Below are 22,567 nucleotides of genomic sequence, written 5' to 3'. Positions count from 1 at the left end.
GTATTGTGCGGTCTGGTGCCCTCACCCCCAGCCCCTCTCCCACGGGAGAGGGGGGCATTTGTTACGGCATATGCTCCAGCTTCAGGTATTCTTCGCTCTGCATCTCCTGCAGGCGCGACAGGCAGCGCTGGAACTCAAACTTCAGCCGCTCGCCCTGGTAAATCTCATATAAAGGTGCCTCGGCGCTGACCACCAGCTTGACGTGGCGCTCATAAAACTCGTCCACCAGCGCAATAAAGCGCCGTGCTTCGCTCTCCATCAGCCGCGTCATCACCGGCACGTCCAGCACCATCACGGTGTGGAACAGACGCGAAAGCGCAATGTAGTCGTGCTGGCTTCGGGCATCCACGCAGAGCGTCGTAAAGGAGACCGCCAGCGTTTGGTTTTCGACGCCAAGGGTGGGCAGCGGTCGATGGTTAATCTCGAGCTCCGGGGCGTGCTCGCGTTTTGCTCCCGCCAGCGCCAGCCAGAGTGTATCCATCTCGCGGGTGGTCTCTGCATTTAACGGCGAAAGCCACAGATGCGCCTGGGTCAGCGTGCGCAGACGATAATCGACACCGGCATCGACGTTCATGATATCGCAGTGCTGCTTGATGGCATCGATGGCGGGCAGGAAGCGTGCGCGCTGCAGGCCGTTACGATAGAGTTCATCCGGCGGGATATTCGACGTAGCCACCAGCGTGATCCCGCGGGCAAATAGCGCCTTCATCAGGCCGCCTAGCAGCATGGCATCGGTGATGTCAGACACAAAAAATTCATCGAAGCAGAGCACGTCCGTTTCCGCCTTGAACCTGTCGGCCACAATCTCCAGCGGATCGCTTTTGCCCTGCAGTACGGTCAACTCTTCATGCACCCGCAGCATAAAACGATGGAAGTGCAGACGCTGTTTACGTGCGCCAGGCAGCCTCAGATAGAACATGTCCATCAGCCAGGTTTTTCCGCGACCGACCCCGCCCCACATATATAGACCGCGCACCGGCGCGTGAGCCTGTGGCGCTTTTTTACCGAGCAACCGCCCAAACGCCGCCTTTAGCCCACCGTTCTGTTCGACTTCAGCGGGTTTTGCCGTGAGCTCCTGATAAATCATCTCCAGACGGTTTACCGCCTCACGTTGAACCTCATCAGGCTGATGAGTGCCCTCGTTAAGGGCCAGTTGATATCGCGATGCAGGGGACAGGTTTTGCATAATCTTATTGTTATTCCTTCAATTAACGCTCACCAGCAGACGTGACTGATGAAAAAAAGGCCGTTCTACACTACGCGATGATACGTCAGGATTCCACTTCTGCAGAAATAGCGGTTATAGTGGCATTATCAGGCACAGGCAGGAGCCGAGCCAACACCCTACGGAACAACAAGACAACGGGAGAAGTTCATGACCTGGGAATATGCGCTAATCGGTTTAGTCGTCGGCATCGTCATCGGTGCTGTGGCCATGCGTTTCGGTAATCGCAAATTGCGTCAGCAGCAGTCACTGCAGTACGAACTGGAAAAGAACAAAGCCGAGCTGGAAGAGTATCGTGAAGAGCTGGTCAGCCACTTTGCCCGTAGCGCCGAGCTGCTGGACAACATGGCAACCGACTATCGTCAGCTTTATCAACATATGGCAAAAAGCTCCAGCAGCCTGCTGCCGGAAATGACCGCGGAAACCAACCCGTTCCGTAACCGTCTGGCTGACTCTGAAGCCGGTAACGATCAGGCGCCCGTTCAGATGCCTCGCGACTATTCCGATGGCGCGTCCGGCCTGCTGCGCGGCGGTGTAAAACGCGATTAATCGCACAACCTGAATATATTTTACGGGCGCAGCGATTGCGCCCGTCCTTTCCTGATGACCCCAGCTATCATTTAGTTAAACACCTCATTGTTCAGCGGTTTAAAATTCAATAACATCAACGTGTTTTTAGGGCCGTTTTTCCTTTATTCCAGGTTACGAGAGTCAACATCGATGAAGAAAAAAAACCAGCTGTTGAGCGCTATCGCGTTAAGTGTCGGGTTATCTCTCTCGGCGTCCGTCCCTGTATTTGCCGCCATTCCCTCCCAGGTGCCTGGCCAGGCGGCCATTCCAAGCCTCGCGCCTATGCTGGAAAAAGTGTTGCCGGCGGTCGTCAGCGTTCAGGTTGAGGGCACCGCAGTACAAAGCCAACGCGTCCCTGAAGAACTGAAAAAATATTTTGGCGATGAGTCTCCCGACCAGCAGGCTCAGCCTTTTGAAGGCCTGGGTTCTGGCGTCATTATTGATGCGGCAAAAGGCTATATCCTGACCAACAACCACGTCATCAGCCAGGCCGATAAGATCAGCGTCCAGCTGAACGATGGCCGCGAATTTGATGCCAAACTGATCGGCGGCGATGACCAGAGCGACATCGCGCTGCTGCAGGTGCAAAACCCAAGCAACCTGACCCAGATTGCCATCGCGGATTCCGACAAACTGCGCGTCGGCGATTTTGCCGTCGCCGTGGGCAACCCCTTTGGTTTAGGGCAGACCGCCACCTCCGGGATCGTCTCGGCGCTCGGGCGCAGCGGCCTCAATCTGGAAGGGCTGGAAAACTTTATCCAGACCGATGCCTCAATCAACCGTGGTAACTCCGGCGGAGCATTGCTCAACCTTAACGGCGAGCTGATTGGGATTAACACGGCGATTCTGGCCCCGGGCGGCGGCAGCATCGGGATCGGTTTTGCTATCCCCAGCAATATGGCCAAAACCCTGGCGCAGCAGCTGATCCAGTTCGGTGAAATCAAACGCGGGCTGCTGGGTATTAAAGGTATGGAGATGAGCGCGGATATCGCAAAAGCGTTCAATATCAACGTACAGCGCGGGGCGTTTGTCAGTGAAGTGCTGCCAAACTCCGGCTCGGCAAAAGCGGGCGTGAAATCGGGAGATGTGATCGTCAGCCTGAACGACAAACCGCTGAATAGCTTTGCAGAACTGCGTTCGCGGATTGCCACAACGGAACCAGGCGCCAAAGTGAAGCTGGGCCTGATACGTGACGGTAAGCCGCTTGACGTTGAAGTGACGCTGGATAAGAGCACCTCTTCCTCGGCCAGCGCGGAGCTTATCGCCCCGGCGCTACAGGGGGCTACGTTGAGCGACGGGCAGCTGAAGGACGGTACGAAAGGTATTAGCATCGACACCGTCGAGAAGAGCAGCCCTGCCGCACAGGCCGGATTGCATCAGGATGACGTGATTATCGGTGTAAACCGCAACCGCGTGCAGTCTATTGCCGAACTGCGCAAGGTGCTGGAAAGCAAACCAGCGGTTATTGCCCTGCAGGTCATGCGTGGCAATGAGTCCATCTATATTCTGTTGCGCTAAGCATTTGCGACCCGGACATCACCGCTGCGTGTGATGTCCGGATAACTCATGTTATGCTGCAAATCGTTCCTTTTTTAACGACACGCGCATCATGCTTTTAAAGCTCTTACGTTCTACTGTCATCGGTTTGATTGTCGCTGGCCTGCTGCTGCTGGCGCTGCCGTCTTTACGTCAGTTCAATAAACTGTCGGCTCCCCAGTTCGATAGCACGGATGAAACGCCGGCCACCTATAACCAGGCCGTCCGCCGTGCCGCACCTGCCGTGGTTAACGTCTATAACCGTGGTCTGAATACCTCAGCCCATAACCAGCTGGAGATCCGTACCCTCGGCTCCGGCGTGATCATGGACGAGCGCGGCTACATTATTACCAACAAGCACGTGATTAACGATGCCGACCAGATCATCGTCGCCCTGCAGGATGGCCGCGTGTTTGAGGCGTTACTCGTTGGGTCTGACAGTCTGACCGACCTGGCCGTTCTGAAAATTAATGCCACGGGCGGTTTGCCGGTCATCCCGATCAACCGTAAACGTACCCCGCATATTGGTGACGTCGTACTGGCTATCGGTAACCCTTACAACCTGGGCCAGACCATCACCCAGGGGATTATCAGCGCGACCGGTCGTATCGGTTTGAACCCCTCCGGGCGGCAGAACTTCCTGCAAACCGATGCCTCCATCAACCACGGTAACTCCGGCGGGGCGCTGGTCAACTCGCTGGGCGAGCTGATGGGTATAAATACCCTCTCGTTCGATAAAAGTAACGACGGTGAGACGCCGGAAGGAATCGGCTTTGCCATTCCGTTCCAGCTGGCGACCAAAATTATGGATAAACTGATCCGCGACGGACGCGTGATCCGCGGCTATATCGGTATCGGCGGGCGCGAAATTGCGCCGATGCATACCCAGGGCGGCGGTATCGATCAGATTCAGGGCATCGTGGTTAACGAGGTGGCACCGGGTGGTCCGGCGGCTAACGCGGGAATTCAGGTAAACGATGTCATTGTGTCGGTCAACGGCACGCCAGCGGTCTCTGCGCTGGAGACGATGGATCAGGTTGCAGAAATTCGCCCGGGTTCTATCATCCCTGTTGAGGTCATGCGCAACGATAAGAAACTGACGCTGCACGTGACGATTCAGGAATACCCGGCCACTAACTGACAGGCATAAAAAAACGGAGCGATAAGCTCCGTTTTTTTTACCGGGAGACGGTTCGTTTTACTTGTTAACGAACTCTTCGCCCAGGGTGATATCTTTCTTCAGCGTATCCAGCATGCCTTCCATCGCGTGTTGTTCAAACGCGCTCAGCGTACCAATGGATTTACGCTCTTCGATACCGTTTTTACCCAGCAGCAGCGGCTGAGAGAAGAAGCGAGCGTGTTCGCCATCGCCTTCAACGTAAGCGCATTCAACAACGCCTTTCTCGCCCTGCAGAGCGCGAACCAGTGACAGACCAAAACGCGCAGCCGCCTGGCCCATAGACAGGGTTGCAGAACCGCCACCCGCCTTCGCTTCCACCACTTCGGTGCCGGCGTTCTGGATGCGTTTAGTCAGGTCAGCCACTTCCTGCTCGGTGAAGCTCACGCCTGGGATCTGCGACAGCAGAGGCAGGATGGTGACGCCAGAGTGACCGCCGATTACCGGTACTTCCACTTCTGTAGGCTGCTTGCCTTTCAGCTCAGCAACAAAGGTGTTGGAACGGATGATATCCAGCGTGGTTACGCCGAACAGTTTGTTTTTGTCGTAAACACCCGCTTTCTTCAGCACTTCTGCCGCGATAGCCACGGTGGTGTTCACCGGGTTAGTGATGATCCCGATGCATGCTTTCGGGCAGATTTCTGCAATCTGCTGCACCAGGTTTTTCACGATGCCCGCGTTGACGTTGAACAGGTCTGAACGATCCATGCCTGGCTTACGCGCCACGCCTGCAGAAATCAGCACCACGTCGGCACCCTGCAGCGCAGGACGTGCATCTTCACCGGAGAAGCCTTTGATTTTTACAGCAGTCGGGATGTGGCTCAGGTCAACCGCCACACCTGGGGTTACCGGAGCAATATCGTACAGGGAGAGTTCTGAGCCTGAAGGCAGTTGGGTTTTCAGTAGTAGGGCAAGCGCCTGGCCGATACCACCAGCAGCGCCGAGGACTGCGACTTTCATCCTAAACTCCTTATTATGGTTAACTTAAGTATCTGTAAATCCGTTGCGGCGACCATAATTCAGCAAGTAAATAATTACAATTTTCGTAGCTAAAGAATTTGAGGTCACGCGACTTTATCTCTCACCAGAAGACTATCTGACGACAGAGGGCAACGCATTAAGAGGTGGTTACAATACACCCTGCCCCGCCACCAAAACAACATCATTTTGATAACATTTAATTTACTTTTAAGCTTATTTGCGCGGCGTGACCCAGGCATGTTTTCTGATAACGAAATCTGATAAAATCACTCCCTTTCATAACATTATTTCAGCCTGGCGCTGAGTAGATAATTTGCATAAAAATTCATCCACATGCATAATAATGTTGTTTCTATCGTCATATTCCGGGTGACTTATGCGAAGCTCGTCTAAGCAAGAAGAATTAGTAAAGGCGTTTAAGGCGCTACTCAAAGAAGAGAAATTCAGTTCTCAGGGAGAAATTGTTCAGGCGCTGCAGGAACAAGGCTTCGATAACATCAACCAGTCGAAAGTCTCCCGCATGTTAACGAAATTTGGCGCGGTGCGTACGCGTAACGCCAAGATGGAGATGGTGTATTGCCTGCCGGCAGAACTTGGCGTGCCGACCACCTCCAGCCCGCTCAAAAACCTGGTTCTGGATATCGATCATAACGACGCCGTCGTGGTGATCCACACAAGCCCGGGTGCCGCGCAGCTGATTGCCCGCATGCTGGACTCGCTGGGTAAAACGGAAGGTATCCTCGGGACTATCGCCGGTGATGACACCATCTTTACCACACCGGCTAGCGGTTTCTCTGTGAAAGATCTCCACGAAGCCATTCTGGTACTGTTCGAACAGGAACTCTAATCCCCTCTCCCCGTAGCGCCGCTGCGGGGATCGTTCTGCTTCCGCTGCGTTCTCCCCTCTTTTCTACTGCCCTTCACTTTGACAAATAGTGCTTTTTACCACCTATTAACATTCATCTGGTGAATGCTAAATCAAAAAATCGCACAAAAAATCAAAAGCTGATATCCATATGATTTTATTAGATATAACCAACTAAAATGAACAAAGAACGCCCAATATTATGCGATTTGGTTATAAAAAACAGACTGGTTAACACGTAATAACAATAGAAACCATTAGTCTGGTATTAATTTTTACCGTTATTAGTGTATACTTGATTTTGTGATGAGGGTCACGAAACAAGACCCCACTAAAAAATTCGACGAGGTAAAAATCATGAAAATCAAATCAACTGTAGCGGCGCTCAGCGTCCTGTCCGTCCTGTCATTCGGTGCTTTCGCAGCTGACTCTATCAATGCTGACCAGGCGCAATCCCGTCAGGCCATCGGTACGGTTTCTGTCGGCGCGGTCGGCACATCGCCAATGGACATGCATGAGATGCTGAACAAAAAAGCGGAAGAACAGGGTGCGTCATCCTATCGCATCATCGAAGCGCGTTCCGGTGACCACTGGCACGCCACCGCTGAGCTGTACAAATAAGTTTTAGTAATAACTGAAGACGTAAATCTCCACTCAACGGCACCAGGCATAAAAATAGCGGTTCAACCCTTCTCGCCGTTGAGTAAAAACCCTATTCAGGAGTAAAGACTATGAAAACCAAATTGATCATCGCAACCCTCGGTCTGGCATCCGTTCTCACTTTCGGCGCGAGCGCAGCCGTACAGCAGGTAAATGCCGACCAGGCACAAAATCTACAGCGTATGGGCAGCGTCTCCGTAACGTCTGTCACCGGCTCACCGATGGATATTCGTCACGAACTTGCCGCCAAAGCTGAAAAAGCAGGCGCCAGCAGCTATCGCGTCACCGAACTGAATCAGGGTGACCACTGGCATGCAACGGCAGAACTGTATAAATAAACCCTCGTCGTATCTCATCATACGACTTGCCCCTGGCCTTATGGTCAGGGGCTTTTTTCATTCAATGCCGCGCGTTAAAGCGCAGCTGCCCTTCAAGCTCTTCTTCCGCTTCATCGAACAGCAATATCAGTGCGCCAAAACGTCTTCGCAGCTTATCGGGCAAATGGATGAACTCAATTTCCAGCGGTAGCGGCAACTGACTGCCGGTGACCACGTCCCACAGCGTATCCAGATTCGTCACGCTTTCCCGTTCAAGATCAAACGCCCGGATAAATTCACGGTAGAAGTCTTCCTGACTGTCGATCTCGTCAAAATCAAACGTATAGGTTTTCATTGCCAGCCACCCAGTCCAGGCGAGCGGCAGATGCCGCCCTGTCTTTTATAATCCCCCAATATGCAGGGTTTTAACTTCCAGATACTCTTCCAGCCCCAGCACGGAGCCCTCTCGTCCAAGGCCTGACTCTTTTACGCCGCCAAAGGGCCCAAGCTCCGTGGAGACGGCGCACTCGTTGATGCCGATCATCCCGCTCTCGATGGCCTGTGAAACGCGGAAGACCCGGGAAAGATTCTGGGTATAGAAGTAAGCCGCCAGCCCATAGGGCGTGTTGTTGGCGCGCTGGATGACTTCATCTTCCGAGGTGAAACGGAAGCACGCCGCCACCGGGCCAAACGTCTCTTCTTCTGCCAGCTTCATGCCTTCATGGCAGTCGCCCAGCACGGTTGGCATCCAGAAATTTCCGCCAAGCGGATGGGGCTTACCCCCAGCCAGTACGGTTGCGCCCCGGGCAACGGCGTCGTCGACATGCTCACGCACCTTGTTGACCGCCGAAGGTTCAATCAGCGGCCCGACGACCACCCCCTCTTCGAGACCATTACCCACCTTCAGCGCCTTCACCGCATCGGCAAGTTTATTCACAAATTTGTCGTAGACGGTTTCCTGAATATAAAAACGGTTCACGCTGACGCAGACCTGCCCGGCATTGCGGAACTTGTTGGCGATCGCGCCCTTAACCGCTGCGTCGATGTCCGCATCCTCAAAAACGATATACGGGGCATTTCCCCCCAGCTCCATCGAGACTTTTTTCATGGTTTCTGCGGCGTTACGCACCAGCGTTTTGCCGACGGAGGTTGAGCCGGTAAAGGAGATTTTACGCACGTCGCGGCTTGCCATAATCGCATCGCTGATTTCATGCGTATTCCCGGCTACGGCGTTGAGAACACCGTCGGGCACTCCGGCCTGTTTCGCCAGCGTAAGCAGCGCAAAGGCGCTGAGCGGCGTGTTATTGGCCGGTTTAATGACCCCGGTGCATCCTGCTGCCAGCGCCGGGCCTAACTTGCGGGTGAGCATGGCCATCGGGAAGTTCCACGGCGTAATCGCCGCGACCACACCAATAGGCTCACGGGTCGCCAGAATGCGTGAGCCGGGTTTTATCGGCGGAATAATTTCACCGTTCGCGCGTTTGGCCTCCTCGGCAAACCACTGGATAAAGCTGGCGGCGTACTCGACTTCTCCCTCCGCTTCTTTCAGGGGTTTGCCCTGTTCGGTGGTCATCAACCGCCCGAGCCAGCTTTTATTCTCAATAATCAGTTCGTACCAGCGGTAGAGAACCGCCGAGCGCTCTTTCGCGGTTTTGGCACGCCATGCCGGGAAGGCCTGGGTAGCCGCTGCAATAGCGTCTTCGGTCTGTGCTTTACCCGCTTTAGCGACTTTAGCAATGACCTCGCCGGTCGCGGGATTCAGCACATCAAAGGTTGTATCCAGCGTTTTCCAGATTCCGTTGACCAGATAACCGGTCTGAAAAAGGATGTGGTCCTGAAGCGCCTGGGTCGTCATGTGTTCTCCCTTTCTGAAATGTAAGAACGTGCTGGAATAAGTATAGCCACAAAAAAACCGACGCTTTTGGCGTCGGTTTTTTTACTTCAGTCAGTTATCCGTGAGGGCATTCTGGTAGCGATGCAGCATAAACACCAGCCGTCCTACCGGCTCGGTCACCTGAGGCGGCGCCTCCCAGTGCTTGAGCTTTTCCTGATAGGTATCGAGCTCTTCAAGCAGCTGCGTAAAGTAGCGACGCCGTTTGTCATCGCTGCTGGCAGAAAGCACGTGATCGGCGGTACGACGCAGCTGGCGGTGGTATGCCGACAAATCGTCGTTGATCGGCACGGGCGCGTTACGCAAACGCTGGTGCGCAATGATCATGGTTAACGCCAGGCGGAACTTCGCGATATCGCCCGGGAACTTGTTCAGCAGCAAAAACAGCTGCTGGTAGAGCGCGGGCAGGTGGTTCTCTTTACGGCGCGCGGTATTGGTTGTCAAAGATGACACGGCAGCCGACACGAACTGGTTCAGCAGCACGCGGCCCGTTCTTGCCTGCGAGTTATCCCGCACCAGCAGTATCACCATCATGGCCAGGAAGCAGCCCACCAGCTGGCCTAACGCGCTGTCGAGGAACTGGCTGAAATGGAAGGTCATCGGGTTATCGAGAACGATGATGTTAATCGTACTCGCCAGCGCCCCCAGCGATCCCAGACGCCGCTTTTGCACTTCAATGCCGATAAAGAACGCCATTACCGCCAGGCTAATACAGAGCAGCAGCATACTCTGTTGCGTCGACGGGATGATGACCAGGAAATAGAGCGCGCCTATCGGCAACGCGGCAATCGTGCCGTAAAGGAAATCAATGGCGACCATACGCGGATTAGGCAGACGCATCGCCAGTGCGGTCACAACGGCAATCATCACCATCGCGCCGCTGCCGGACGTCCAGCCCGTCCACAGCCAGAACAGCGTGCCGAGCATGCAGGCAAGCGTCGTACGCCAGAAATTGACCATGGCGTGATGGCGCTCGGCGGATTCCGCCTTGATCACCACTTCCCCCTGCAGCACCTCTTCTTCCGCCGCGCTGATTTTGGTGTTACCGATCACGCCGCGCTTCAGAAGCAGATAGCGCGTCGCGGCGCCGACCCAGGTGTAGATGGTTACCGGCGTGTCGCGCTCCCCGGTCCAGGCAATCACCCGGCGCATGCGCTTAAGCTGCTTATGCACGTCCTGTACGGTTTCCACCGGCTCGGCAAACAGTTCGCGGAACGTATCGGTGACCGCTTCCGGCCGGGTGTTCTGAATCAGATAGGTTTCACAGGCCTGGGTAATCAGCGTCAGAGAGACGGTGTTGAGGGCTTTCAGGCGTCGATTCGCGCGGGCCCAGCGCGACGACTCCATATTAAGGTTGCTGCGCATTCCTTCCAGCGCCTGCGTACGACGTACCAGCCCGCTCCAGGCTTTATCCACCTCTTCGCTATCGCCATGCTTAATGCACAGCTGCATCAGCTGATACTGGGCAACAATCAGCGCGTCGAGCTCACGGTCGACTTCCTGCTTGATGGAGCGCGGAGAGAAAAGCAGGTCAGCGACGATCGCGCTGACAATGCCAATCACAATCTCGCTGCAGCGCTCAACCGCAAACTGCGGGGCGAGCAGCGGTTCGCTTTGGATAGTGATGACAATAATCAGCGCAGTATAGCCCGCCAGTCCCCAGGCGTAGGAGTTCTCCACTTTCACCAGAGACGAGATCCAGGTGCAGAAACCGGCCCAGATACAGCACACCATCAGCATCAGCAGCGGGGTGCGGATCATCAAAATAATAATGGTCAGCGCCGCGAAACAGCCGATAAACGTCCCGATGATACGCAGCATCCCGCGATAGCGGATCGCGCCAGAATAGGGCTCACCGCCCGCGGCAAAGGCAGGACCCGCCGCGACAATCGCAGCCGTCAGCACTGCCCAGCGAGGGGTTTCAAGCTGGAAGTGAAAGCCAACAAACAGCGCCAGCACGATGGCGCACGCCAGCTTCACGGCGAAGCGAATGTGCTGGCTGGCGATGGAAAAGATACCCATGGCGATTAACCAAACTCGCGCAGGCGGTGGGCAATTTTACGGAAGAACGAGTCCTGGCTGGCATCCCGGTCCTTTTCACCGGTGATCACCACCGTCGCCGTGGTACCCGCAGGCCACAGATTTCCCTGCTGTTCATCCAGATGAATACGTACCGGCACGCGCTGGGCCAGACGCACCCACTCCAGGTTGGAATCGACCGTCGCCATCCCTTTGGCATCGTTAGAGCTGCTGGAGTTAGTCACCCCTGCGGCAACGCTGTCGACGGTGCCTTTAAAGACGCGGTTGCTGCCGAGCGGCGTGATTTCCGCCCGGTAACCCGGACGCACACCTTCCAGCTTGGTCTCTTCCATATAGGCGAGCACGTAGAAGGAGTTCTGTTTAACCAGCGCCACGGCAGTTGAGCCACGGGTAATGAATTCCCCGGCATAGACGTTGAGGTTGGTCACCCAGCCATCGGACGGCGCGCGGATCACGGTGCGCTCGAGATCGAGCTTCGCCAGATCGCGCGTTGCCTGCGCTTTCGCCAGCTGGTGCAGCACGGTTTGCAGCACGTTGTTGGACTGGTCAATCTCTTCACGGGACATTGCCTGAACGCCCAGCTGATTACGACGGCCTGCCTCGCGGCGTTTCTCCGCAGCCAGCGCCTGGTAATAGGCCACGTCCGCTTCCGCCTCTTCCAGCGCTTTCTGGTAACGAGGCTGGTCGATGGTGAACAGGACCTGATCTTTCTTCACCAGCTGGTTATCGTGGACGTTGACCGCCGTGATAAGGCCGGCCACGTCAGGGGCTATTGCCACCACATCGGCGCTGAAGCGTGCATCACGAGTCCACGGTGATTCGGTGTAATAAACCCAGGCGCGGAAAATAGCGATGAAGGCGAGGATAACCAGCGCCATTGTGATGGCAGTGCGGGAGATTTTTCTTGTTAGCGTTTTCACATCAACCTCAGACAAACATGCGCGATATCAGATAAAACAGGCAGCAATACAGCGCGGTATTGAACAATGCAGGGTGCCAGACGAAATCGTAGATCCCGGTAGGGACCAGCACCTTGCGCACCAGCCAGAAGATCGCCAGTGATAAAAGAAGCTCGAAAAATATCGGTGGGAACGACAGACCGAACACCACGATAACGGGAAACAGACTCATGTTGACCTTGATAAGAGAGAGTGCAGGCTTCAGAATTTTTTAGCGCACGCCACCGCAGGAGAGCAAGAAACGCCGGGCGAGAATGGCGCAGCCGTTATGTAATTAATAATATATTAACGTAACTGTTATGCTGTTATCTATAATATGTGATCTAAATCACTTTTAAGCCAGAGTGAACAATGGAACGTTTAAAACGCATGTCGGTCTTCGCCAAAGTGGTTGAGCTGGGCTCTTTTACCGCCGCTGCACGCCAGCTTCAGATGAGCGTCTCATCCATCAGCCAGACGGTGTCCAAACTGGAAGATGAGCTTCAGGTCAAGCTGCTCAACCGCAGTACCCGCAGCATTGGGCTGACCGAAGCGGGTAAAATTTACTATCAGGGCTGTCGCCGCATGCTGCTTGAAGTGCAGGATGTTCACGAACAGCTGTATGCCTTCAACAACACCCCCATCGGCACGCTGCGCATCGGGTGTTCTTCAACTATGGCACAAAATGTTCTCGCTGCCATGACCGCGGATATGCTGAAAGAGTACCCCGGTCTTACGGTCAATCTGGTGACGGGTATCCCGGCGCCGGATCTGATTGCCGACGGGCTGGACGTGGTGATCCGCGTCGGCGCGTTGCAGGATTCCAGCCTGTTCTCGCGTAGGCTGGGCAGCATGCCGATGGTGGTCTGCGCCTCGAAAAGCTATCTGGCGCAGTACGGCGTTCCGGAGAAACCCGCCGATCTCACCAACCACTCGTGGCTGGAGTACAGCGTGCGGCCCGATAATGAATTTGAGCTGATTGCCCCGGAAGGGATTTCTACCAAACTGCTGCCGGAAGGACGGTTTGTCACCAACGATCCGATGACGATTTCACGCTGGCTGGTGGCCGGCGCCGGGATCGCCTACGTGCCGTTAATGTGGGTGATCAACGAGATCAACAGCGGCGTGCTGGAGATCCTCTTCCCGCGCTACCAGTCCGATCCGCGACCGGTGTACGCCCTGTATACCGAAAAAGACAAACTCCCGCTCAAGGTTCAGGTGTGTATTAACTATCTGACCGAATATTTTGTGGACGTGGCGGAGCTGTTTCAGGGGATGCGGGGGAGAAGGAAAGAGTAGGCCTTTTTCCATAAGGACGAGGGAGAAAAGACAGCGTGGAGCAGTCCCCTCTCCCCTTTGGGGAGAGGGTCAGGAAATTACGCCGTGCCGCCCACCGTCAGGTTGTCCACCTTCAGCGTTGGCTGGCCCACGCCAACCGGCAGGCTCTGGCCCTCTTTACCGCAGACGCCCACGCCGTTATCCAGCTTCAGATCGTTACCGACCATAGAGATCTGCTGCATGGCTTCAATACCGGAGCCAATCAGCGTCGCCCCCTTCACCGCTTTGGTCACTTTGCCTTTCTCGATCAGATACGCTTCTGACGTGGAGAAAACAAACTTACCGGAGGTGATGTCCACCTGGCCGCCGCCAAAGTTTGGCGCAAAGATACCGTAATCAACGGATTCGATAATCTCCTGCGGCGTGGATTTGCCCGGCAGCATGTACGTGTTGGTCATGCGCGGCATCGGCAGGTGCGCGTAAGATTCACGGCGTCCGTTGCCCGTCGGCGCGACGCCCATCAGGCGCGCGTTGAGTTTGTCCTGCATGTAGCCTTTCAGCACGCCGTTTTCGATCAGCACGTTGTACTGGCCTGGCGTACCTTCATCGTCGATAGCCACCGAGCCGCGACGATCGCGCATGGTGCCGTCATCCACCACGGTGCACAGCTCAGAGGAGACAAGCTGCCCGATTTGACCGCTGAACACGGACGTCCCGCGACGGTTAAAGTCGCCTTCCAGGCCGTGGCCTACGGCTTCGTGTAACAGTACGCCCGGCCAGCCGGCGCCCAGCACCACCGGGAATGAGCCCGCCGGCGCCGCGACGGCATTCAGATTCACCAGCGCCATGCGCACGGCTTCTTTCGCCCAGGCGTCGGCGCGTGCTTCACCGTCAACGTCGCCCAGGAACCAGTCATAGCCGAAACGACCGCCGCCGCCGCTTGAGCCGCGCTCGCGTTTGCCGTCGTCATCGACCTGCACGCTGATGGAGAGACGCACCAGCGGGCGAACGTCTGCCGCAAGGGTACCATCCGTTGCCGCAACCAGAATCAACTCATACACGCCGCTCAGGCTGGCAGAAACTTCCTGCACGCGTTTATCCGCCGCGCGGGCGACTTTGTCCACGCGACGCAGGATATCCAGCTTCTCTTCACGGCTCATGCTCTGCAGCGGATCGATGCTGGTATAGAGTGCAGAGTGCTGCACTTCTCCCAGGGTTTTCACGCGGCCATCGCCGGTATCACGCACAATGGTACGCGCGGCCTGCGCGCTCTGCTCAAGTGCGGTGAGGCTAATCTGATCGGCATAGGCAAAACCGGTTTTCTCGCCGCTGACGGCACGGACGCCGACGCCCTGGTCAATGTTGTAGGAGCCATCTTTGATGATGCTGTCTTCTAAAACCCAGGATTCGTGATAGCTCGACTGGAAATAAAGGTCGCCGTAGTCGAGACGGCGTTCGGTCAGTTGACCAAGAATGGAGAACAGGTCCTGATGGCTCAGGCCGTTCGCTGCGAGCAAATGTTCACTTACCAGGTTCAGACTCATCGTATTGCTACTCGTTCGTTGCCGCCCGTGGCGGTATAAAGATCGTATTTATTGAGAGTGAGGCAATTACCTGCCCACGTCAAATCATTGCTGTGCATCTTTGCGCGGCTGGCGCAGCACCTCGTTAATCTGCGGTTTATCGACCGGACCGGTAATGCGGTAGCGCAGAATGGAGACCTTGCTCCACAGCGGACCCAGCACTTTGCTGGCGGCAAACACCGCCGCACCGACAATCGGGTTCACCACAAAGGCCGCCGCCACGCCCACGCTCGCGGAAATTTCCGGTGCCACCACGGCTTCCATATCCAGCTCGCGTCGCACGAGGTTAACGGAGCCTTTCATAGCGATATCCGCTTCCAGGCCATCCACCAGCGTGTCGTCCGTATGCAGAACACCGTCCTTGATCCACGCCGTGCTGCGGATGGAATCGTAGTAGAAACCTTCGCTGAAGGTATCGCTGAAATCGAAGCGCAGCTTGCGCAGCAGCGCATCAAAACTCAGCAGGCGCAGGATCTGCCCGGCGCGCCCCGTGCTCACGTCGGCAATTTCACCTTTGCCGAAGCGGGTTTTCAGAATGCCGTTCAGCGAGGCCTCATCCGGCTTCCACGGGGCGTCACGCCAGTGAAGATCGTAATCGACGTCAAACGACGAGCCGCGCAGCGGCGTGCTGATTCCAAAGAAATTGGCTGCCGCATCCAGCTTGTTGCCTTTAATGTCGCCCTTCAGGGACGTTCGCTGCTCGCCCGGGTTATTCACCCATTCCCCTGCGGCCGTCATGCGGCCAAAACCGGTATCAACCAGGCCACCGGAGAGCGTAAGCGTGTTGGCCTGAATAGTGAAATCACCGTCGATACGGCCATATTTCTGCCCCCACAGCCAGCACTCCGCGCAGCGCAGCTGGAGATCGGGCCAGCCGCTAAAATCGACGCGGGAGACATTGCTCAGCGGCGACGCTTCTGCCGGTTTATCTTTCCCGCTCGCGGCGCTTGCCGGGTTGTAGTAGAGGTAGCGGATCGCCGCCTGCCACGGCGCGTGATTGCGCATGGTCAGCGTGCCGTTGATCTCCCTTCCCTGGGCCTCCACCTTCGTGCCGTTAGCGCCAGGCTGCGAGACAATGCTCAGGTTGTTCCACTGCTGCCCGCCCAGCATCAGCGACGGCGTACGTACGGTAATAGCTTGCGGGAACTGGGCGGTTTCATCAACGTTTTGCCCAACGCCTTTCTGGAACAGCGCCAGCCACTCTGCACCGTCCATCGGCGGGAGATTCAGCTCAATGCCCGACTGCTCCGGCAGAGGCGGCGTGGAGCGGCTATCCGTTGTCCAGATGGCTTTGTCGAGGGTGAGCTTGCGGTTAAGCAGCCAGCGGCTGTTGAAGTGGTTTGTCCCGCCCGCGCTTCCGGTCAGCGCGAAGCTGTTCAGGTTGCCATCGACGTTCAGCTTTACCGGCAGCGGCTGTCCGGCCTGTTTATCCAGCGGCGCAGGCAGCTGGCTCTGAAGGTTTTTCAGATCGCCCGTGATGTCGACCTTATACTGGGCGCCCGCGTGATAAGGCAGATCGATTGCCACTTTACCCTGCCAGGCGACTGCGCCCTGCACTGACGCCTCAATGGGCTTCGGCAGGACGTCCATGCGCGCTGGCTGCCAGTTACCGTCGAGATTGACGGCCACCTGATAAGCCTTTTCACCCTCGGTGGTCGTGAAGTCGATATTAACGGGCTGATTAAACCAGCTGGCCGTAAGCGGCTCGCTCTTCAGGTTTCCGTTGTCAAAGCTGAACTGCCCGCTGAGATTTTTCAGCGTGCTCTCAAGGGGTTTGATGAACAGGCTGTTGTTCTTCAGGCGGACGTCACCTTTGGCGGTGGTCATCTCGCCGTCCAGCGGGATATCAAGATGTAAGCGAGCATTCACATCGCCATCGAGCTGTAGCTGCTGGAGCGTCGCCGCCAGCGACTCTTTCAGCGGCGTCTCCTCAAAGTACGGCCCCACCGCTTTGCCCGGGCCATTGATGTCGGCATCAATCAGCAGCTTCTCTTTTGAGTAGTCCGGGATGTTGGCCGTCAGGTTGCTGGCCGTCACGCCGCCCAGCGCCACGCTGTCGGACTTCATCCATAGCCCGTCATTGAGGAAGTTGAGCTCGATATCCAGGTCTTTTAGCGCAGGCCAGCCGGGCTGGAACGCAAAGGTCGCGTTATGTAACGGCACCAGCACCTGGAACTGGCCTTCATTGTGTTTGTACGGGAAAAGATGCGGATTACCGCCGTACACCAGCGTGGCATTGTCCGCCTGACCGCCCTGAATCGCGCCGCTGAGATAGTCCACCAGGGCTTTTCCCATCAGGTTTTCCGGGAAGTAGCGCCAGGCCTGAGAGCCGTCATCGGTGCTGATCCCGGCCAGAATCCCCAGCCACGGCTCGTCACCTACAGGCTGCAGATAGCGGAAATCGCCGCGCGCGTGAACGGCTTTGGCTTTCACGTCGATATGGCGGCCATCAAGCTGGAAGCCCTTTTCGTTACGGAGCCAGTTAAGCACCGCGCTGCCCTGTTCGATTTCCAGCGGCGCGCGGAAGACCGTCTCGTAAGGCATTTTGGCGTCGTGCATATCAACCGTCAGCCTGCCGTTTTCCACGCTGCCTTCCAGCTTGCCGCTAAAGTGCTCCGCCCCCGGCAGCAGCTTCCACTGCTTCCAGGCAAGATCTTTCCACGTTGCCTGGAAGCGGGTTTTTTCCGTCGCCTGGAGCGGGATGTCCAGCCCCAGCGCATCGATCGTCCCGCTCGGCTGGGTTGCCAGCCAGATCTCGCCCAGGTCCGGAGAGAGTTTTGCCGCCATCGAGCGCAGGCCCTCAATGGCCGCCAAATCGAGGTTGCTGGCGCGGATGCGCAGCTCGTCGCTGCGTTTACTGGCCGTGCCGCCGACGTCCTGCTCCGGCATCCAGGCCAGCGTCAGCGCACCGCGCGGCCACGGCTTGCCGTCCATGGTGATGCGCGTATCCGGAATGGCAAACTGCCAGCCCTCTTTTTCCTGCGTCACGTGCGCGGTGAGGTTATCGACGGAAAGCTGGTGCTGCTGTTTTTCGCCTTTCCAGCTGGCGCCCCCCTGCTTGAGCCAGATATCGCCGCTGGCAAATTCACCTTTGGTCAGGGTCAGCCAGCCTTCAAGGCTGAAACGGGCAGTCTCCAGCTGCATATTTTGCTGGAGCCAGTCGCCCAGCCACGGCTTTACGTCAACATCGTCGGCCTGCAGCCAGACTTTGCCGTTGTTTAACAGGCCGTCATCGTCCCGCAGATCCATGCGCACCTGCATCACGCCGTGCTGGCCGTTCAGGCTTGAGAGATTGACCTGCCCCTCAGCGCGGTGACGTTCTTTACCGTTGAGCCAGGTCAGCTGAGGGATCGCCAGTTCGGCGCGCTGGCCGGAAAGGGTAATGAAGCTCACTTCACTGTCGCGCAGATCGAAGTGATCGAACTGACGGAGGAAAAGATCGCTGAAGCGGTTGGCTTCCAGACCCTGACCGCTATCGCCGCCGGACAGAGGCGTATTGGTCAGGAACTGGAGTTGATAAAAGGTGAGATCGCGAAACTGCCAGCGCAGATGCAGCAGGCTTTGCCAGACGTCCAGCGCCAGGGTCACGCGTTTGATTTTCAGGTGGCCGCCATCTTTGAGGCTGGCGTTGATATCCCGGACATCGAGCGTCGGGCCAAAATTCTGCCAGTTAGCGCTAATCTGGCTTACGTTCACCGGCACGCCGGTGGTGGATTCAATTTTAGCCAGCAGTTGCGGACGCCAGCTGTCCAGATGCGGTAATACGAGGCGTAGCCCGCTCACGAGCAACGCGACAATCACGACCAGCGTTGCCCCTGTAAGCAATAAAATCCCCGGCAATCGCCTCACGCATCTCTCCTTGTCAGCTTTCGTCACGCAGCGTACTGCGTCTTACATCATCACGACGTCAAACTGCTCCTGGTTATAGAGCGGTTCAATTTGTACTTTTACCTGTTTGCCGACAAAGATTTCCACTTCCGCCAGCGCGTGTGACTCTTCGCCTTTCAGCGCTTCAGCCACCGCAGGGGAAGCATAGACCAGAAAACGATCGGAGTCGTAGGCATGATGAACACGGACGATTTCGCGCATAATTTCATAGCAGACGGTCTCAACCGTCTTTACCGTTCCGCGCCCATGGCAGGTTGGGCATTCATTACACAGCACATGCTCAACGCTCTCGCGGGTACGCTTACGCGTCATTTCCACCAGCCCCAGCTGCGAGAAGCCGTTGATGCTGGTTTTCACGCGGTCTTTGCTCAGCGCCTGCTCAAGCGAGTGCAGCACGCGGCGACGATGGTCTTCATTACTCATATCGATAAAATCGATGATGATAATGCCGCCCAGATTGCGCAGACGAAGCTGGCGCGCAATCGCCTGCGTGGCTTCGATGTTGGTGTTGAAGATGGTGTCATCGAGGTTGCGATGGCCGACGAACGCGCCGGTGTTGATATCGACGGTGGTCATCGCTTCGGTCTGATCGATGATCAGATAGCCGCCTGACTTCAACTCAACCTTACGCTCCAGCGCGCGCTGGATCTCGTTTTCGACATCATAGAGATCGAAGATCGGCTGACGCCCTGAATAATGCTCCAGCAGGCCGGGCATCTCCGGGATATATTCGGCGGTAAATTCCAGCAGCGCCTCATAGGTCAGGCGCGAGTCCACGCGAATGCGGTCGAGCTGGGCATCGGCAAAGTCGCGCAGAACGCGCTGTGCAAGCGCCAGTTCACCGTAGAGCTGGTAGCGGGTCTGGTTGCGTTTTTTACGCTCCATCACCTTGGTCCAGACGCGCTTCAGGTAAGCCGCATCCGACGCCAGGTCTTCTTCGCTGATCCCTTCCGCAGCGGTACGGATGATAAACCCGCCCTGTTCATCGCAGTAGGCGCTGACCACTTTCTTCAGACGCTCGCGCTCGGTTTCGCTCTCAATACGCTGTGAAACGCCCACGTGCGACGCGCCGGGCATAAAGACCAGATAGCGGGAAGGTAAGGTGATGTCGGTGGTCAGACGGGCGCCTTTGGTACCAAGGGGGTCTTTCACCACCTGCACCATCAGATCCTGTCCCTGACGCACCAGTTCAGAAATATCGCGCACGGCAAACTGCTTTTGCTCTTCGCCCGCGACGCACTCGGTGTGCGGCATGATATCGGAGGCATGTAAAAACGCCGCCTTATCCAGTCCAATATCTACAAAAGCCGCCTGCATACCCGGTAGTACACGACTGACACGACCTTTGTAGATATTGCCTACTATTCCGCGCCGCGCTTCACGCTCAATATGAATTTCCTGAAGAATGCCACCATCAATATAGGCCACACGGGTTTCCGATGGCGTTACGTTTACCAACAATTCAGCCGTCATAATTATCCCTTCCCTCACGCAGTGAGTTAAAATTGCTCAGCAACTCATACGTTTCCACCAGCGGTAAGCCGACTACGGCGTGATAGCTGCCATTAATCTTCCTGACAAAACAGCCACCCAGCCCCTGAATACCGTATGCACCTGCTTTATCCATTGGTTCACCGCTGGCAATATAAGCGGCGATGTCGTCGTCGGTAAGTACTCTGAACGTCACTTCGGTCACTACCAGGCAATCCAGCACGTGCTGGCGGTCAGCCAGGGCGACGGCCGTCATCACCTGATGCGTTTGTCCGGACATTTTGTGCAGCATGCGCGCCGCATGATCGGCGTCGCGCGGTTTCTCAAGCACTTCACCGTTCAGAATAACGATGGTATCTGCTCCCAGCACGGGAAGATCGCGTGGCACACTGGCCACGCCCGCCTGCGCTTTCTCGCGCGCCAGGCGAGACACGTACTGTTGAGCGCTTTCGCCCTCAGCACGTTTTTCTTCAATGCCGGTAACGATGCGTTCAAAAGAGACGCCTAGCTGCGTCAGGAGTTCCTGACGGCGCGGGGAGCCGGAAGCGAGATACAAAGACGTCATAGAAACCTTTTATTGCACAGCAAACTGCTGGCGAACCTTACGCATCAGCAGGAATAACCATGGCCAGAGCACACCGTTTACTACACTACTCCAGAACACTTCCGGTCGGAAAGAGACGTTGATCACTAAAAACTCTGCCCAGAAAACAACGATATCCGCAGCGAGCGACAATAGCATCACTACCAGGGCCTGTTGCCAGAGCGCAAGGTTACGAAAGAGCTGGAATTTGAGTGCGACGAGGTACGCAATAATGCTCATGGACAAGGCGCGCACGCCAAGCGTAGAGCCGCTAATGAGATCCAGTATGGCACCCATCACGAAACCTGTGCCGACATTTACGCGATGCGGCAGGGCAAGGATCCAGTAGAGTAAAATGAGCAATACCCAGTTTGGCCGGAAAACGAGAATGTCATCCGGCCAGGGCATCACTTGCAGTAACAGTGCAATGAGAAACGAGAGCCAGATGACCCAGCGTCCCTGGCTACGATAGCTTGCCACTACTGCCCTCCCGAAGAGAGTTTAGGCGGTGGCGGCGCATCCGGCAGCGGCTGCGTTAACCCGGTTGCCGGCGCCGGTACTGGCGCAGGCGGCCCCATGGAATCCGCAGGTGGGAGAACCTGCGGCATCATCTGCATCAGGCGCTCGTTCGCCACGCGATGCACCTCTTCAGGCGTCATCGGATTAGAACCGTTACGATCGGCGCCCCACAGCAGCAGCAGATAGCGCAGACGCTGCAAACCGGCGGTTGGGCGGGCCTGAATTACGGTATAGGCACGCTGGGTGTCCAGCTTGACCGAAGAGACCACCGCAACCGGATAGCCTTCAGGGAAGCGTCCACCCAGGCCGGACGTCACCAGCACGTCGCCCACGCGGATATCCGTGTTAGCCGGCAGGTGTTCCAGCTGCAGGTCGTCCGTACAGCCGTTACCGGCCGCAATCACGCGGATGTCGTTGCGCAGAACCTGGATCGGCAGCGCATGCGTGGCATCGCAAATCAGCAGCACGCGGCTGGTCAGTTTAGCCACGGCAACAACCTGGCCCACAACGCCTTTATCGCTGATAACAGGCTGACCTTCATACACCCCGTTCACGCTCCCTTTGTCGATCACAACCTGATCGCTGTAGGGGTCGTTCACGGTGGAAATCACCTGCGTGACCATTTTCTGCTCATCCTGACGCAGCGGCGAGCCGAGCAGTTCACGCAGACGCGCGTTCTCCTGCTTGTATTGCCCCAGCATCAGCAGTTCGCTGTTTTTCAGCAGCAGTTCCTGACGTAATGCCCGGTTTTCGAGTTCGAGTTGGTCGCGCGAAGACAGCGTTTGAGAAACGGAGTCGAGCAGTTCACGGGGACCATTTGAAACAAAGTAGAAAGGACTGACGGCGGTATCCATGTACGTTCTGATCTGGCTGAACGTACCGAGGCGGCTATCGGCAATAATGACCCCAAGCGCAACCAGAACCGCCAGAATAAGGCGAAACTGTAGCGATGGGCCACGGCTAAAAATTGGCTTCATAGGCTATGCGTATTCTCGCGTCAGAGAGAAAGGGTAGCAAATTGCTAC

The 22,567-nt window shown here is 56.3% G+C and carries 20 protein-coding genes; 7 read left to right on the top strand and 13 right to left on the bottom strand.

What is annotated here, in order from left to right:
- Nucleotides 1-61: 61 nt before the first annotated feature.
- Nucleotides 62-1,186, bottom strand: coding sequence for a cell division protein ZapE (gene zapE, locus ACERY3_RS20115; protein WP_373226369.1), 1,125 nt, complete (start codon nucleotides 1,184-1,186; stop codon nucleotides 62-64).
- 189 nt (nucleotides 1,187-1,375) lie between these two features.
- On the opposite strand from zapE, the gene zapG reads away from it, so the two are divergent.
- From zapG to degS, 3 genes are all read left to right on the top strand, one after another.
- On the top strand, nucleotides 1,376-1,774 hold the full coding sequence (zapG, locus tag ACERY3_RS20110) for a Z-ring associated protein ZapG (RefSeq protein WP_008502832.1): 399 nt from the start codon (nucleotides 1,376-1,378) through the stop codon (nucleotides 1,772-1,774).
- A 171-nt stretch (nucleotides 1,775-1,945) separates the two neighbouring features.
- Nucleotides 1,946-3,313 carry a serine endoprotease DegQ gene (gene degQ, locus ACERY3_RS20105; protein ID WP_023309385.1) on the top strand — a complete coding sequence of 456 codons (1,368 nt, stop codon included), beginning with the start codon at nucleotides 1,946-1,948 and terminating at the stop codon, nucleotides 3,311-3,313.
- Nucleotides 3,314-3,404: 91 nt separating this feature from the next.
- Nucleotides 3,405-4,472, top strand: a complete 1,068-nt coding sequence (degS, locus tag ACERY3_RS20100) for an outer membrane-stress sensor serine endopeptidase DegS (RefSeq protein ID WP_023309386.1) — start codon at nucleotides 3,405-3,407, stop codon at nucleotides 4,470-4,472.
- A gap of 57 nt (nucleotides 4,473-4,529) precedes the next feature.
- On the opposite strand, the gene mdh is transcribed toward degS, so the two are convergent.
- Nucleotides 4,530-5,468 carry a malate dehydrogenase gene (mdh, locus tag ACERY3_RS20095; RefSeq protein WP_023309387.1) on the bottom strand — a complete coding sequence of 313 codons (939 nt, stop codon included), beginning with the start codon at nucleotides 5,466-5,468 and terminating at the stop codon, nucleotides 4,530-4,532.
- Between the two features lie 397 nt (nucleotides 5,469-5,865).
- Between mdh and argR the strand changes: the two genes are divergently transcribed.
- The 3 genes from argR to yhcN (ACERY3_RS20080) all read left to right on the top strand — a co-directional run bounded on the left by argR (nucleotide 5,866) and on the right by yhcN (ACERY3_RS20080) (nucleotide 7,352).
- Nucleotides 5,866-6,336, top strand: coding sequence for a transcriptional regulator ArgR (argR, locus tag ACERY3_RS20090; RefSeq protein ID WP_023309388.1), 471 nt, complete (start codon nucleotides 5,866-5,868; stop codon nucleotides 6,334-6,336).
- 375 nt (nucleotides 6,337-6,711) lie between these two features.
- Nucleotides 6,712-6,975, top strand: coding sequence for a peroxide/acid stress response protein YhcN (gene yhcN, locus ACERY3_RS20085; protein ID WP_023309389.1), 264 nt, complete (start codon nucleotides 6,712-6,714; stop codon nucleotides 6,973-6,975).
- A gap of 110 nt (nucleotides 6,976-7,085) precedes the next feature.
- Nucleotides 7,086-7,352 carry a peroxide/acid stress response protein YhcN gene (yhcN, locus tag ACERY3_RS20080; RefSeq protein WP_373226366.1) on the top strand — a complete coding sequence of 89 codons (267 nt, stop codon included), beginning with the start codon at nucleotides 7,086-7,088 and terminating at the stop codon, nucleotides 7,350-7,352.
- Between the two features lie 61 nt (nucleotides 7,353-7,413).
- Here yhcN (ACERY3_RS20080) and ACERY3_RS20075 read toward each other — a convergent pair whose 3' ends face one another.
- The 5 genes from ACERY3_RS20075 to aaeX all read right to left on the bottom strand — a co-directional run bounded on the left by ACERY3_RS20075 (nucleotide 7,414) and on the right by aaeX (nucleotide 12,393).
- Complete coding sequence (locus ACERY3_RS20075) at nucleotides 7,414-7,686, bottom strand: barstar family protein (RefSeq protein ID WP_023309391.1); 273 nt, start codon at nucleotides 7,684-7,686, stop codon at nucleotides 7,414-7,416.
- 45 nt (nucleotides 7,687-7,731) lie between these two features.
- The gene (locus ACERY3_RS20070; protein WP_058841648.1) at nucleotides 7,732-9,186 is read right to left on the bottom strand and encodes an NAD-dependent succinate-semialdehyde dehydrogenase; all 1,455 of its coding nucleotides are present in this window, start codon (nucleotides 9,184-9,186) and stop codon (nucleotides 7,732-7,734) included.
- A 90-nt stretch (nucleotides 9,187-9,276) separates the two neighbouring features.
- Entirely contained in the window at nucleotides 9,277-11,244 is a 1,968-nt protein-coding gene (aaeB, locus tag ACERY3_RS20065) for a p-hydroxybenzoic acid efflux pump subunit AaeB (RefSeq protein ID WP_033146764.1), read from the bottom strand.
- Between the two features lie 5 nt (nucleotides 11,245-11,249).
- The gene (gene aaeA / locus ACERY3_RS20060; RefSeq protein WP_023309394.1) at nucleotides 11,250-12,182 is read right to left on the bottom strand and encodes a p-hydroxybenzoic acid efflux pump subunit AaeA; all 933 of its coding nucleotides are present in this window, start codon (nucleotides 12,180-12,182) and stop codon (nucleotides 11,250-11,252) included.
- A 7-nt stretch (nucleotides 12,183-12,189) separates the two neighbouring features.
- A complete protein-coding gene (gene aaeX / locus ACERY3_RS20055) occupies nucleotides 12,190-12,393 on the bottom strand; it encodes a p-hydroxybenzoic acid efflux pump operon protein AaeX (RefSeq protein WP_003860416.1) in 204 nt (67 codons plus the stop codon).
- A 179-nt stretch (nucleotides 12,394-12,572) separates the two neighbouring features.
- Between aaeX and aaeR the strand changes: the two genes are divergently transcribed.
- A complete protein-coding gene (gene aaeR, locus ACERY3_RS20050; protein WP_023616809.1) occupies nucleotides 12,573-13,499 on the top strand; it encodes an HTH-type transcriptional activator AaeR in 927 nt (308 codons plus the stop codon).
- A gap of 77 nt (nucleotides 13,500-13,576) precedes the next feature.
- Here aaeR and tldD read toward each other — a convergent pair whose 3' ends face one another.
- From tldD to mreC, 6 genes are all read right to left on the bottom strand, one after another.
- Nucleotides 13,577-15,022 carry a metalloprotease TldD gene (gene tldD, locus ACERY3_RS20045; protein ID WP_029740073.1) on the bottom strand — a complete coding sequence of 482 codons (1,446 nt, stop codon included), beginning with the start codon at nucleotides 15,020-15,022 and terminating at the stop codon, nucleotides 13,577-13,579.
- A gap of 84 nt (nucleotides 15,023-15,106) precedes the next feature.
- Nucleotides 15,107-18,910 carry an AsmA2 domain-containing protein YhdP gene (gene yhdP / locus ACERY3_RS20040; protein ID WP_373226364.1) on the bottom strand — a complete coding sequence of 1,268 codons (3,804 nt, stop codon included), beginning with the start codon at nucleotides 18,908-18,910 and terminating at the stop codon, nucleotides 15,107-15,109.
- Nucleotides 18,911-18,952: 42 nt separating this feature from the next.
- On the bottom strand, nucleotides 18,953-20,422 hold the full coding sequence (gene rng, locus ACERY3_RS20035) for a ribonuclease G (protein ID WP_010436156.1): 1,470 nt from the start codon (nucleotides 20,420-20,422) through the stop codon (nucleotides 18,953-18,955).
- A complete protein-coding gene (locus ACERY3_RS20030) occupies nucleotides 20,412-21,005 on the bottom strand; it encodes a nucleoside triphosphate pyrophosphatase (RefSeq protein WP_023309398.1) in 594 nt (197 codons plus the stop codon). The genes rng and ACERY3_RS20030 overlap by 11 nt, the downstream gene beginning before the upstream one ends.
- Before the next feature lie 9 nt (nucleotides 21,006-21,014).
- Nucleotides 21,015-21,503: a rod shape-determining protein MreD gene (mreD, locus tag ACERY3_RS20025; RefSeq protein WP_023309399.1), complete on the bottom strand. Its 489-nt coding sequence runs from the start codon at nucleotides 21,501-21,503 to the stop codon at nucleotides 21,015-21,017.
- Nucleotides 21,503-22,519 (bottom strand): rod shape-determining protein MreC, encoded by a 1,017-nt coding sequence (mreC, locus tag ACERY3_RS20020; RefSeq protein ID WP_033146767.1) that lies wholly within the window; start codon nucleotides 22,517-22,519, stop codon nucleotides 21,503-21,505. Before mreC ends, mreD begins: the two co-directional genes overlap by 1 nt.
- Nucleotides 22,520-22,567: the final 48 nt, after the last annotated feature.

The organism is Enterobacter cloacae complex sp. ESBL7, assembly GCF_041679625.1.
GTDB lineage: Bacteria > Pseudomonadota > Gammaproteobacteria > Enterobacterales > Enterobacteriaceae > Enterobacter > Enterobacter asburiae_B.
Note: the sequence above shows the minus strand (reverse complement) of the source record. Positions and strands in the feature narration are given on the sequence as shown.

Excerpts from the sequence above, each read along its gene's own strand:
- zapE (WP_373226369.1), bottom strand. The coding sequence starts at position 1,186 with ATGCAAAACCTGTCCCCTGCATCGCGATATCAACTGGCCCTTAACGAG.
- zapG (WP_008502832.1), top strand. The coding sequence starts at position 1,376 with ATGACCTGGGAATATGCGCTAATCGGTTTAGTCGTCGGCATCGTCATC.
- degQ (WP_023309385.1), top strand. The coding sequence starts at position 1,946 with ATGAAGAAAAAAAACCAGCTGTTGAGCGCTATCGCGTTAAGTGTCGGG.
- degS (WP_023309386.1), top strand. The coding sequence starts at position 3,405 with ATGCTTTTAAAGCTCTTACGTTCTACTGTCATCGGTTTGATTGTCGCT.
- mdh (WP_023309387.1), bottom strand. The coding sequence starts at position 5,468 with ATGAAAGTCGCAGTCCTCGGCGCTGCTGGTGGTATCGGCCAGGCGCTT.
- argR (WP_023309388.1), top strand. The coding sequence starts at position 5,866 with ATGCGAAGCTCGTCTAAGCAAGAAGAATTAGTAAAGGCGTTTAAGGCG.
- yhcN (WP_023309389.1), top strand. The coding sequence starts at position 6,712 with ATGAAAATCAAATCAACTGTAGCGGCGCTCAGCGTCCTGTCCGTCCTG.
- yhcN (WP_373226366.1), top strand. The coding sequence starts at position 7,086 with ATGAAAACCAAATTGATCATCGCAACCCTCGGTCTGGCATCCGTTCTC.
- ACERY3_RS20075 (WP_023309391.1), bottom strand. The coding sequence starts at position 7,686 with ATGAAAACCTATACGTTTGATTTTGACGAGATCGACAGTCAGGAAGAC.
- ACERY3_RS20070 (WP_058841648.1), bottom strand. The coding sequence starts at position 9,186 with ATGACGACCCAGGCGCTTCAGGACCACATCCTTTTTCAGACCGGTTAT.
- aaeB (WP_033146764.1), bottom strand. The coding sequence starts at position 11,244 with ATGGGTATCTTTTCCATCGCCAGCCAGCACATTCGCTTCGCCGTGAAG.
- aaeX (WP_003860416.1), bottom strand. The coding sequence starts at position 12,393 with ATGAGTCTGTTTCCCGTTATCGTGGTGTTCGGTCTGTCGTTCCCACCG.
- aaeR (WP_023616809.1), top strand. The coding sequence starts at position 12,573 with ATGGAACGTTTAAAACGCATGTCGGTCTTCGCCAAAGTGGTTGAGCTG.
- tldD (WP_029740073.1), bottom strand. The coding sequence starts at position 15,022 with ATGAGTCTGAACCTGGTAAGTGAACATTTGCTCGCAGCGAACGGCCTG.
- rng (WP_010436156.1), bottom strand. The coding sequence starts at position 20,422 with ATGACGGCTGAATTGTTGGTAAACGTAACGCCATCGGAAACCCGTGTG.
- ACERY3_RS20030 (WP_023309398.1), bottom strand. The coding sequence starts at position 21,005 with ATGACGTCTTTGTATCTCGCTTCCGGCTCCCCGCGCCGTCAGGAACTC.
- mreC (WP_033146767.1), bottom strand. The coding sequence starts at position 22,519 with ATGAAGCCAATTTTTAGCCGTGGCCCATCGCTACAGTTTCGCCTTATT.